The sequence below is a fragment of the Butyrivibrio sp. AE3003 genome (assembly GCF_000686065.1).
Classification (GTDB): domain Bacteria; phylum Bacillota; class Clostridia; order Lachnospirales; family Lachnospiraceae; genus Butyrivibrio; species Butyrivibrio hungatei_A.
Map to the genome: position 1 here is coordinate 907553 of NZ_JMLX01000001.1, position 12878 is coordinate 920430.

Annotated in this window: 10 protein-coding genes; all 10 read left to right on the forward strand. The window is 42.6% G+C overall.

All coding sequences use genetic code 11. The features are described 5' to 3' along the window. The first annotated feature begins 15 nt into the window (after positions 1 to 15). The 10 genes from CD00_RS0104425 to CD00_RS0104470 all read left to right on the forward strand — a co-directional run bounded on the left by CD00_RS0104425 (position 16) and on the right by CD00_RS0104470 (position 12869). A complete protein-coding gene (locus CD00_RS0104425) occupies positions 16 to 1908 on the forward strand; it encodes a DAK2 domain-containing protein (protein WP_026654843.1) in 1893 nt (630 codons plus the stop codon). 92 nt (positions 1909 to 2000) lie between these two features. Next, positions 2001 to 4070: an ATP-dependent DNA helicase RecG gene (gene recG / locus CD00_RS0104430; RefSeq protein WP_026654845.1), complete on the forward strand. Its 2070-nt coding sequence runs from the start codon at positions 2001 to 2003 to the stop codon at positions 4068 to 4070. A 68-nt stretch (positions 4071 to 4138) separates the two neighbouring features. Then, positions 4139 to 5008: a DegV family protein gene (locus CD00_RS0104435; protein ID WP_026654846.1), complete on the forward strand. Its 870-nt coding sequence runs from the start codon at positions 4139 to 4141 to the stop codon at positions 5006 to 5008. Between the two features lie 57 nt (positions 5009 to 5065). Next, positions 5066 to 6988, forward strand: a complete 1923-nt coding sequence (locus tag CD00_RS0104440; RefSeq protein WP_026654847.1) for a DNA gyrase/topoisomerase IV subunit B — start codon at positions 5066 to 5068, stop codon at positions 6986 to 6988. A gap of 10 nt (positions 6989 to 6998) precedes the next feature. Continuing rightward, entirely contained in the window at positions 6999 to 9236 is a 2238-nt protein-coding gene (locus CD00_RS0104445) for a DNA gyrase/topoisomerase IV subunit A (protein ID WP_026654848.1), read from the forward strand. After that, the gene (gene rsmD / locus CD00_RS0104450; RefSeq protein ID WP_026654849.1) at positions 9233 to 9790 is read left to right on the forward strand and encodes a 16S rRNA (guanine(966)-N(2))-methyltransferase RsmD; all 558 of its coding nucleotides are present in this window, start codon (positions 9233 to 9235) and stop codon (positions 9788 to 9790) included. The genes CD00_RS0104445 and rsmD overlap by 4 nt, the downstream gene beginning before the upstream one ends. Then, positions 9787 to 10290: a pantetheine-phosphate adenylyltransferase gene (gene coaD, locus CD00_RS0104455; protein WP_026654850.1), complete on the forward strand. Its 504-nt coding sequence runs from the start codon at positions 9787 to 9789 to the stop codon at positions 10288 to 10290. Before rsmD ends, coaD begins: the two co-directional genes overlap by 4 nt. Next, a complete protein-coding gene (locus tag CD00_RS0104460) occupies positions 10291 to 11004 on the forward strand; it encodes a hypothetical protein (RefSeq protein ID WP_026654851.1) in 714 nt (237 codons plus the stop codon). It begins immediately after the preceding gene. A gap of 93 nt (positions 11005 to 11097) precedes the next feature. After that, positions 11098 to 12138, forward strand: coding sequence for an N-acetylmuramoyl-L-alanine amidase family protein (locus tag CD00_RS0104465; RefSeq protein ID WP_026654852.1), 1041 nt, complete (start codon positions 11098 to 11100; stop codon positions 12136 to 12138). Next, on the forward strand, positions 12138 to 12869 hold the full coding sequence (locus tag CD00_RS0104470; protein ID WP_026654854.1) for a pseudouridine synthase: 732 nt from the start codon (positions 12138 to 12140) through the stop codon (positions 12867 to 12869). Before CD00_RS0104465 ends, CD00_RS0104470 begins: the two co-directional genes overlap by 1 nt. Positions 12870 to 12878 lie beyond the last annotated feature (9 nt).

Below are 12878 nucleotides of genomic sequence, written 5' to 3' on the forward strand. Positions count from 1 at the left end.
AGGAGGAATTTTGTTTTGAGTAATAATATAATTGACGCTAAACTGCTGGCTAAGATGTTTTTAAGCGGCGCCAAGAATCTGGAAGCGAAAAAAGAATGGATAAATGAACTCAATGTTTTCCCCGTTCCGGACGGTGATACAGGTACCAACATGACAATGACTATCATGTCTGCGGCAAAAGAAGTATCAAATCTGGGCGACAACGCTTCAATGGAAGCAATTTGTAAAGCTATTTCTTCAGGTTCTTTGAGAGGTGCAAGAGGTAACTCGGGTGTTATCCTTTCACAGCTCCTTAGAGGATTTACCAAAGTTGTTAAGCAGCATGATGAAGTTGATGTGGCAATACTTGCAGAAGCTTTTGACAAGGCTGTTGAGACTGCATATAAGGCAGTTATGAAGCCGAAGGAAGGAACAATCCTTACGGTTGCCAAGGGTGCCGGAGAGAAGGCTCACGAACTCGCTGTAGAAGGCACAACAGATATCACTTATTTTTGCGATGAAGTTATTAAATATGCCGAGGAAGTTCTTGCAAAGACTCCTGAGATGCTTCCTGTTCTCAAACAAGCCGGTGTTGTAGATTCAGGCGGACAGGGACTTGTTCAGGTGCTCAAGGGAGCATTTGACGGATTCCTTGGAAAAGAGATAGATCTTTCTATCACTGAAGAGCAGGTTACCCCCGGTGCAAGGGCAAAAGAATCTGCTCAGGAAGAGGTTGATATCAAATTCGGTTACTGTACCGAGTTTATAGTTCTTTTGAACAAGCCTCTTAATGTAAAACAGGAAATTGACTTCAAGGGATTCCTTGAGTCTATCGGTGACAGTATCGTTCTTGTTGCCGATGATGAGATCTGCAAAGTTCACGTTCATTCAAACGACCCCGGACTTGCGATCCAGAGAGCTCTCATGTACGGTCAGCTTTCCAATATGAAGATCGACAACATGAGAATGGAACACAGAGAGAAGCTCTTCCATGAAAACAAAGACGGTTCATGGGCAGAGATCGAGACAGAGATAAACGGAGCAGCTGAGCTCACTCCTACATATGAACCTAATGATGAGAATATTCCTCTTGCAGGAAAAGTAGATTCATCGGCTGTTTCTGAGAATAAGTCTGACGCTAAGGCTGAGACTGTGACAGAGACAAAAGAAAATGCTAAGGTTGATACTGCGGCTGCAAAAGAGCCTGAGACAAAGGCTGAAGCGCCTGCTCCTAAAGAAGAGCCCAAGATGCCTCGTAAGGATGTAGGATTTGTTACTGTATGCGCAGGTGCAGGTCTTGCCGAGATCTTCAGAGGTCTTGGCGTTGACTACGTTATCGAGGGCGGACAGACAATGAACCCCAGTACCGCAGATATTCTTGATGCGGTTGAGAAGGTTAATGCAGATACAGTAATCGTTCTTCCCAACAATAAGAACATTATCCTTGCTGCAAATCAGGCTGCAATCATGTCTGAGGATGATGATTCGGATAAGAAGATAATTGTTGTTCCTTCAAAGACTGTACCTCAGGGTGTTACTGCGATCATAAACTATGTTCCTGACATTCCGATTGATGACAATGTAGCTGCAATGACAGAAGCTATCACAACAGTTAAGACCGGTGAAGTTACTTACGCCGTAAGAGATACTGTTATTGATGATGTTCAGATCAAACAGGGTGACTTCATGGGAATCGGCGATTCCGGAATTCTTTCTGTTGGTACTGACATGTCCGATGTTACTTTTGACATGCTCAACAAGATGATGAATGACGATCTCGAGCTTATCAGTATTTATTATGGTGATGAGATCAAAGAAAGTGATGCTCAGGATCTTAAGGATAGGATTACCTTGAAATATCCTCAGTGCGACGTTGAGCTTCAAAACGGTGGACAGCCTATTTATTACTACGTTATTTCAGCTGAGTAATTATTGTATATACCGGCCGGGCAATAAAGCCCGGCTTTTTCATTATATTTACTTTACATAAGACATAATTTTTATCTAAAACGAGGACCGGTATGGGAGAAAGAGAACTTACAGAATCTGTTGAAAATCTAAAAGGAATCGGAGAAAAGACGGCGAAACTCTTTAATAAGTGCGGTGTCTTCACGTGCAGAGACCTTATATACTATTTTCCCAGAACTTATGATGAGTTCAAAGCTCCCATTCGCGCATCAGAACTTGTGGAAGGTGAAGTCTGCGCCGTTTCTCTTACAATTATCGGAAGCATTATGAAAAGAAGGATAAGAAATCTTTCTATCATTTCTTTTGAAGGCGGAGATCAGACAGGCAGAGTTAAGATGACTTATTTTAATGCGCCTTACCTTGCAAGCTCCCTAAAATCCGGAACGACACATATTTTCAGAGGAGTAGTCAGGAAAAAAGGTAACTTCTTTACCATAGACCAGCCTAAGATGTATAAACCTGAAGAATATGCGGCTCTATGCGGCAAACTTATGCCAAGATATCCTCTTGTAAAGAGTCTTAGCAACAATACCGTGACAAAGGCTGTTCAGAAGGCGTTTAATAACGCGGGCAGATTCGAAGAATTTGTTCCTGAAGATATCATCAAAAGACTTGGACTTATGAGCTTTTTTGATGCCATCTACGGTATCCACTTTCCAAAAGACAAAGCTTCTTTGGAGCAGGCAAGAAGAAGGCTTGCTTATAACGAATTTTTCATATTTGTATTAAAACTTCGCCTTTTAAAAAAGCTTCAAGAAGAAAACAAAAATACATTTCCCATGATGGAAGTTGCAGAGGCAAAGCGTTTTTTGGAAAAACTTCCGTATAAACTTACAAATGCGCAGCTTAATGCGTATAACGATATCATAAACGACATCTCCGGTCCGTATGTCATGAACAGGCTTATTCAGGGAGATGTGGGATCGGGAAAGACCGTGGTTGCTTTTCTTACTCTTTTAACTGCTGCCGCAAACGGCTATCAAGGAGCAATAATGGCGCCTACGGAGGTACTTGCGGCCCAGCATTTTGAGAGTTTCAAGGAAATGATCGAGAAATACGGACTTACAAGCCTTAAACCGGTTCTTTTGACCGGAGCTCTTTCTGCAAAAGATAAGAGAGAAGCGCAGAGGATGATAAAAGAAGGCGAAGTAAACTGCATCATCGGAACAAATGCGCTTATACAGGATAAAGTCGAGTACAAGAACCTTGCTCTTGTCGTAACCGATGAGCAGCACAGATTCGGCGTCCGCCAAAGAGAAGCTCTTGCAGGCAAGGGAGAAAACGTCCATGTTCTGGCAATGAGCGCGACACCTATACCGAGGACGCTTGCCATTATTTTATATGGAGACCTTCATATTTCCATAATCGACGAGCTTCCGGGTGGCCGAATTCCGATCAAGAACTGCGTTGTGGGAACAGATTACAGAAATACCGCGTATAAATTTATCTGCGACCAGGTAAAAGCGGGACATCAGGCGTATGTGATATGTCCAATGGTCGAAGAAGGCGAGCTTGACGGCGTTGAGAACGTTACGGACTATACGGACAAGCTCAAATCCATGCTTCCGACCGATATTTCCGTTGCAATGCTTCACGGTAAGATGAAACCTTCGATGAAGGATGATATAATGGAAGCCTTCGCGCGTAAGGATATAGATGTTCTTGTTTCAACGACGGTAATCGAGGTCGGAATCAATGTTCCGAACGCAACGGTTATGATGATAGAAAATGCCGAGAGATTTGGGCTTTCGCAGCTTCATCAGCTCAGAGGACGCGTGGGAAGAGGGAATGCGCAGTCATATTGCATCTTTTTGAACACATCAAAGTCTGATGATGCCAAAAATCGCCTTGATATAATGAACAAGTCAAATGACGGATTTAAGATTGCGGAGGAAGATTTAAGGCAGAGAGGCCCCGGAGAATTGTTCGGACTAAGGCAGAGCGGAGAACTTAATTTCAGGGTCGGAGATATTTATCATGACAGCGACCTTTTGAAGGAGGCGTCGATGGACGCGGACAGAATTTTAGCCGAAGATCCGAATCTTGACGATATACAATATAGTGTACTTAGAAGTACGTTAAGTACTAAATCGGCAAATTTTGTTGACTTTACTACTTTATAAAAGTAATATTATTTTAGTTGATTAGGTTGAAAATAGGAGGAATATCGGCTTTTTACCGATGAATATTTATGGCAAAAATAGCGATATTAACAGACAGTAACAGCGGAATAACGCAGGCACAGGCAAAGGAACTTAGCATTCATGTAGTTCCCATGCCTTTTATGATTGACGAAGAAGAGTTCTTTGAAGATATAAATCTTACACAGGAGCAGTTCTATGAGAAGCTTGGCGACAATGCCAACGTTTCTACAAGTCAGCCTACTCCTGATTCTCTTATGAAAATTTGGGACGAGCTTTTGAAAGATCATGAGAGCATCGTTTATATTCCAATGAGTTCGGGACTTTCGGGCTCTTGTCAGAGTGCATACATGTTTGCCCAGGAAGAGTATGAGGGCAAGGTATTCGTGGTTGATAACCAGAGAATATCCGTAACACAGAGACAGTCTGCAATTGACGCAAGAGATATGGCTGAAAAAGGCTACTCTGCGGAAGAAATTGTTCAGAAGCTCATGGATACCAAGTTCGAGTCAAGTATCTATATTATGCTCGATACGCTTTATTATCTTAAAAAAGGCGGAAGGATCACACCTGCTGCCGCAGCACTCGGAACACTCCTCAGACTTAAACCCGTCCTTCAGATTCAGGGCGAGAAACTTGATGCTTTTGCCAAAGCAAGAACAAGCAGTCAGGGCAAGAGCATAATGATAAATGCGATAAAGAACGATATCGAGACGCGTTTTGGCGGCAAGGAAGCCAATGACTACTGGATAGCTGCTGCCTATACAAAGGATATCGACACAGCAAACGAGTGGAAGAAAGAGCTCGAAAAAGAGTTTCCCGGAATGAATATTCACATGGATCCGCTTTCTCTTTCCGTCGCTTGCCACATCGGTCCCGGCGCGCTCGCTGTAACGGTAACGAGAAAGTTACATTTTTGAGTTAGAGCATAACAAAGGCTCATAATACAAAAAGTTTTGAAAAGGGGTTTAAATTATATGGCTTCATACGATGAATATGATGCTTCCAGTATTACTGTCCTTGAAGGTCTTGAGGCGGTAAGAAAACGTCCCGGAATGTACATCGGAAGCGTAACCACAAGAGGCCTTAATCACCTTGTGTATGAGATTGTGGACAATGCGGTAGATGAGCATTTGGCCGGATTTTGTACTTTGATAAAGGTGACTTTGGAAGCAGACGGTTCCGCAACAGTTTCCGATAACGGAAGAGGTATTCCCGTCGGTATGCACGCAAAGGGAGTGACGGCTGAACGTATCGTTCTGACAACACTTCACGCCGGCGGTAAATTTGATAATAATTCATATAAGACAAGCGGTGGACTTCATGGTGTAGGTTCATCGGTTGTTAATGCGCTTTCTTCAAGAATGAGCGTTAAAGTCTTTAAAGATGGATATATCTATCAGGATACCTATGAGAGAGGTATTCCCACAACACAGCTTAAGAACGGCCTTTTGGAGCCGATCGGCACAACAAAGGAAACGGGAACAACGATCAATTTCCTTCCCGACAATACCATCTTTGAAAAGACAAGATTCAAGGAAGACGATATCAAATCAAGGCTTCACGAGACGTCTTATCTCAATCCTTCACTGACAATAATATTCGAGGATAAAAGACCCGGTGTCGAGGAATATACACAGTTCCATGAGCCGGACGGTATTACAGGCTTTATTCGCGATATGAATAAGTCAAAAGAGGCTGTTCACGATGTTATCGCTTTCAGAGGCGAGAGTGAGGGCGTGGAAGTCGAAGTTGCTTTCCAGTATGTAAATGAGTTCCATGAGGATGTACTCGGTTTTTGTAACAATATCTATAATGCCGAGGGTGGTACGCACCTTACCGGCTTTAAGACTATGTTTACCAACATAATCAATCAGTACGCCCGTGAACTTAATATATTAAAAGAAAAAGACGTAAACTTTACGGGAACAGATGTTAGAAACGGTATGACTGCCGTTGTTTCCATAAAGCATCCCGATCCGAGATTTGAAGGCCAGACAAAGACTAAGCTTGATAATCAAGATGCGGCAAAGATCGTTTCCAAGATAACAGGCGATGAGATGACAAGATTTTTTGACCGAAATCTTGAGACGCTTAAGTCTATCATCGGCTGCGCGGAAAAGGCTGCAAAGATCAGGAAGACGGAAGAAAAAGCCAAGACAAACATGCTTACAAAGCAGAAGTATTCCTTTGATTCAAACGGAAAACTTGCAAACTGCATAAGTAAGGATGCGTCTAAATGCGAGATCTTCATCGTAGAGGGAGATTCCGCGGGCGGCAGTGCGAAGATGGCAAGAGACAGAAATTATCAGGCCATCCTTCCTATCAGAGGTAAGATACTTAACGTTGAGAAAGCAAGTATCGACAAGGTTCTTGCAAACGCTGAGATAAAGACAATGATCAATGCTTTCGGATGCGGATTTTCCGAAGGATACGGCAATGACTTTGATATAAATAAGCTTAAATATGACAAGATCATAATCATGGCTGATGCCGACGTAGACGGTGAGCATATTGCAACACTGCTTCTTACTCTTTTCTACAGATTCATGCCCGAGCTTATATATCAGGGACATGTCTATATTGCTATGCCTCCGCTTTATAAGGCTATGCCTGCAAGAGGCAAGGAAGAGTATCTCTACGATGACAATGCTCTTGTAAAATACAGAAATACACACAAAGGAAACTTCACCCTTCAGAGGTACAAGGGTCTTGGTGAGATGGATCCCGAGCAGCTTTGGGAAACAACCCTCGATCCCGAGAGAAGACTTCTTAAAGCGGTCGAGATTGAGGATGCCAAGATGGCTTCTCAGATGACCGAGCTTTTGATGGGAGTGGATGTTCCTCCGAGACGTGAATTTATTCATCAGCACGCAACAGATGCTGAGTTAGATATTTAAAGGGGAAAATATGGAAGACAGAATTATAAGGACCGAGTATTCGGATATAATGCAAAAGTCGTTCATAGACTATGCCATGAGCGTAATCGTTGCTCGTGCGCTTCCTGATATAAGAGACGGATTAAAACCTGTTCAGAGAAGAACTTTATACGATATGTATGAACTCGGTATCAGATATGACAGACCGTACAGAAAGAGTGCGAGAATTGTCGGCGATACCATGGGTAAATATCACCCTCACGGCGATAGCTCAATTTATGACTGTCTCGTCGTTATGACTCAGGATTTTAAAAAGATTGTTCCTCTTGTTGACGGTCACGGTAACTTTGGAAATATTGAAGGCGACGGCGCTGCTGCAATGCGTTACACCGAGGCAAGACTTTCAAAGCTTACTCAGGAGAATTTCCTTGAAGATCTCGACAAGAACGTGGTTGATTTTGTTCCAAACTTTGATGAGACCGAGAGAGAACCTTCGGTTCTTCCCGTTAAGATACCGAACTTTCTTATAAACGGTTCGGAAGGTATCGCGGTAGGTATGGCAACAAGCACGCCTCCGCACAATCTCGCTGAAGTAATAGACGCCGAGATTGCATATATACAGAATGACTCTCTTACGACAAAAGAGCTCATGAAGTATATTAAGGGACCTGATTTTCCGACAGGCGGCGTTGTTATCAACAAGGACGAGCTTCTTAATATCTACGAGACAGGTACCGGTAAGATCAGGTTAAGAGGTAAGGTCGAAACTGAAAAGGGCAAAAACGGACATATCAATCTTGTCATCACAGAGATTCCTTACACTATGATCGGTATGGGAATCGGTAAGTTCATGGCTGATGTTGCCGAGCTTGCTGAAAAGAAGATTACCAACGACATCATCGATATCTCAAACCAGTCTTCAAAAGAAGGTGTAAGAATCGTTATTGAACTTAAGAAAGATACAGATGTCGAGAACTTCACAAATCTTCTTTACAAGAAGACTAAGCTCGAAGATACATTCGGCGTTAATATGCTTGCTATCGACAACGGACGTCCCGAGACAATGTCTCTTAGGGATATCATGAGGGCGTGCGCAGACTTCCAGTTTGAGATAGCAACAAGAAAGTATACAACCCTTCTTAAGAAGGAACAGGAGAAAAAAGAGATCCAGGAAGGTCTTATCAAGGCTTGCAATGTGATTGATCTTGTAATCGAGGTTCTCCGCGGTTCAAAAGACAGGGCTATGGCTAAGAACTGCCTTGTAAACGGTGTTACCGAAGGCATTAACTTTAAATCAAGAGAATCAAAAGCAATGGCTGCGCAGCTTCTTTTTACCGAAAGACAGGCTGATGCCATTCTTGAGATGCGTTTATACAAGCTCATAGGACTTGAGCTCGAGGCTCTTATCAAGGAACACGAGCAAACGGTCGCAAACATATACAGATACGAGGATATTCTTGAAAGTCACGAGTCAATGTCCATGGTTATACAGGATGAACTTGGCAAGATCAAGAAAGAGTATCAGGCAAAGAGAAAAACTGTTATCGATAACAGGGAAAATGCCGTATATGAAGAAAAGCCCGTTGAGGAGATCGATGTTGCATTTATCATGGACAGATTCGGATATGCAAAGACAATCGATGCTTCAACATATGAGAGAAACAAAGAGACTATCGAAGCCGAGTTCAAGTATTCGTTTGTGATGAAGAACACGGGAAAAGTATGTCTTTTCACAAGTGCAGGTAACCTGCATACCATAAAGGCTATGGACCTTCCTCAAGGAAAAATGAGGGATAAGGGCGTTCCGATCGATAATGTGAGCAATTACAACGCTTCCGAAGAAAGTGTCGTTCTTGTCGCAAGCCAGTCTGAGCTTAATCTCTACAGACTTATCTTTACCACAAAGTCATCTATGATGAAGACGGTAAACGGCGGCGAATTCGATGTTTCCAAGAGAACCGTTGCAGCGACAAAACTTACGGACGGCGATGAACTTGTAAGTGTAGAAGTGCTTAAAGAGCAAAAGACTGTTATACTTAGAACAGAGGATGGTTATTTCTTAAGATTCCCGGTTGATACGATTCCCGAGAAAAAGAAGACGGCTGTCGGCGTTCGCGGAATGAGACTTGGAAAAAATGATTTTGTAAGAGACGTTTATTATCTGAATGACCTTGAAGAAATGACTGTTGAGCACAACAGTAAAAAGCTGGAGCTTGCCCATCTTAAGATAACAAGCAGAGATACTAAGGGAACAAAGGTAAGGATATGAGAGTAATTGCGGGAACTGCAAGAAGGCTGAAGCTCGTTACCCCTGAAGGAAACGATACCAGACCGACTCAGGACAGGATAAAAGAAACACTTTTTAATATGATCCAGAACGAAGTACCGGGCGCTGTATTTCTCGATCTTTTTGCGGGAAGCGGCGGAATTGGTATCGAAGCGCTTTCAAGAGGCGCGTCCAAAGCGTATTTTATCGAAAACGCCGCGGCGGCTTATAAGTGCATTTTGCAGAATTTAAAGACGACGCATTTTGAAGAAGATGCCACAGTCCTTAAGCAGGACGTTGTTATCGGACTTAGGAATATTCACGAGGAAGAAGTTGATATTATTTTCCTCGATCCTCCTTATCATGAAGGGCTCTACGAGAGAACGCTTGCACAGCTTGGCACGATGAAATATGTGACCGAACATACAATGATAATTGTTGAGAGTTCGGCTGATATGGATTTTTCATTCGCTGAAGATTACGGTTTTGAAGTCAGACGCGAAAAAGAATATAAAACAAATAAGCATGTCTTTTTGTATAGAAAGGAAGCGCTATGAAAACAGCGGTTTATCCGGGCAGTTTCGATCCCATAACATACGGACATTTGGACATTATAAAACGTGCGGCTTCAATGTTTGACAAAGTTATTGTTGCCGTAATGTGTAATTCAGCGAAAACTCCATTGTTCACACTGGATGAACGTGTTAAAATGATTAAAGAATCCGTAATCGGAATTGATAATGTAGTTGTCGAATCATTCAGCGGACTTTTGATCGATTATTGCAAAAAAGAAGACATTCATATTGTTATAAGAGGATTAAGAGCGATAACCGATTTCGAATATGAACTCCAGATCGCGCAGACCAATAAGGAACTGTCGCACGATGAGGTCGATACGGTTTTCCTCACAACTAATATCAAATACTCATATCTTAGCAGCTCTGTGGTAAAAGAGGTCGCAAGTTATAAAGGTGATATATCACCTTGTGTTTCAGATTTTGTCGCAAAAGCTCTATACCAAAAGTTTGAAAAACAGAAAGATCAGGGGGATGTATAAATGACCAGCAAAATCGAGCAGTTAATTGATGAGATAGAGACTTATATCGATAATTGTAAGCCTCAGCCTTTGTCACAGACAAAGATTATTGTCAATAAAGAGGAGATTGACGAGCTCTTACGTGAACTTCGCTCAAAAACTCCCGAAGAGATAAAGAAATATCAGAAAATCATCAGCAACAAAGAAGCCATCTTAAACGATGCGCGCAGAAAAGCCGAAGATATCGTAAATCAGGCTACAATAAAAACAAATGAACTTATAAATGAGCATGAGATTATGCAGCAAGCTTATGCTCAGGCCAATGAAGTCGTTTCACAGGCCGCTGTTCAGGCAAAAGAAATCCTGGACAACGCTATGACTGAAGCTAACAGCATGAAATCGGCAGCTGTACAGTATACAGACCAGCTCCTTGCAGGAGTTGAGGACATCATCACACAGTCAATCGATGTCACAAGTAAGAGCACCGATGATATTGTTGAGACTATAAAGCAGAACAGCATCAATATGGTAAAAGAGATCTCACAGAGTACAGACAGTGTGTTGTCAGCTCTTACCCAGTACGGTGAGGTTATCAAATCCAACAGGGCCGATCTCAGACCGCCCGAGGCTGTTCCGGCAAGCACAGTTCCCGCAGAAGGAGCTGCCACCGAAGAGCAACAGGTTCAGGGTATAACGGAACAGGAAGCCATTAACCTTGATATGCTAAACGGATAAACGGAATATCTAAGCTGCCGCTTATTTGCGACAGCTTTTTACATTTTTTTGGCAGGAACCACAGTTAGTTTTAGAAAGAAAGAGGAGAGTAGTATGAGAAGATGTATCGCAACAATTGCTACAGCTGTTTTATTGTCGGTTAGCGGCATATTGCCGACAACCACAGTTACTTCAAACGCAGCTGACAAGCCGGTAGTTATCGTTATCGATCCCGGTCACGGCGCGGACAACCGTGGTGCGGAGTATAACGGTCTTATTGAAAAAAATATCAACCTTACTGTTGCTAATTCAATGAAGGCAGAACTTGAGAAGTACGACAATGTAACTGTATATTTGACAAGAAGTGCGGATCAGGGTCTTTCACTTGAGGACAGAGCTGCTTTTGCACAGAGCGTAAATGCTGATTTCTTGTTCAGTCTTCATTTCAATGCATCCAAGGATCATAATTTCTACGGATGTGAAGTTTGGACATCGGCATTCGGTAATCAGTACCAGAAGGGACAGGATTTTGGTAAAATCGAGCTTGCAGAGCTCGGAAGCCTCGGAGTATATCAGAAGGGCGTAAAGACCAAAATCGGTTCTAAGGGCGTAGATTACTATGGCGTTATCAGAGCATGTACGGCAAGAAATATTCCCGGTGTAATCATCGAGCACGCTTACATCGATCACGGTTATGATGTTCAGAAGGTTAAGTCACCTAACTTCTATGTTCAGCTCGGTGTAAAGGATGCAACGGCTGTTGCAAAGTATTTCAAGCTTAAGTCTTCAAAGACAGGTGCTGATTTCTCAGGATTTAAGTATGATCCCACACCCGCACCCGCAGGCCCTGTTCGTCAGGATGAGACAGGTCCCGATGTTTGTGAGATAAAGGTTCTTGCATCCAGCAAGAAGGACGGAAACGTTCTTGTTCAGATGACTACAAAGGATAACCAGAGTCCTGTTGCTTATTTTGCATACAGTTATGACGGTGGTAAGACTTTCAGTCCTTTCCAGATGTGGGACAGATCTAAGGAGACACAGTCCTATAATGTAAAGGTTCCCACAGGTTATGAGAATCCCGTTATCGTATGCCGTTCATACAATATCTATGAACTTGGCAAGGAAAGTAACGCTGTTCCTGTAAAGGATTATTGATCTTGAGACTCGATAAATATCTGGGTGACCACAATTTAGGAACCCGTAAACAGATAAAAGAATATTTGAAAAACGGTCGTTGTACGGTTAACGGCGTTGTTGTCGTTAAACCTGACGTACACATTGATGAAAATTCCGATGAGATTGCTTTCGATGGGAAAGTGCTTTCTTATGCACGTTTTCACTACTTCATGCTGTATAAACCGGCAGGAGTAGTGTCTGCGACAAATGATAAGAGAAACACAACGGTACTTGACCTTCTGAAGGAAGAAAATATAAGGGATCTAAGTCCCTGCGGAAGACTCGATATTGACACCGAAGGGCTTCTTTTGATAACAGATGACGGCGTTTTGATACATAAGCTGTTATCTCCAAAAAAGCACGTAGATAAGGTCTATGAAGTTCATATTGACCATGAGCTTTCTGAGAATGATATCAAAAGACTTTCTGACGGAGTTGATATCGGTGATAAAAACGATGACGGTTCCGTTAAGGCTACGCTTCCTGCGCGTGTTTGCGCAAAGGAAGCAGACCTTGACGGGCATCCCGTTATCGAACTTACTATTCATGAAGGCCGTTTTCATCAGGTTAAAAGAATGCTTGAAGCGGTCGGAAATGAAGTTCTTTTTCTCAAAAGACTTTCAATGGGGCCGCTTTTTCTTGATGAAAAACTTGAGCCCGGAGAATACAGAGCTCTTACGAATGAAGAGATGAAGAAATTAGGGCTTTAAAATAAGAGG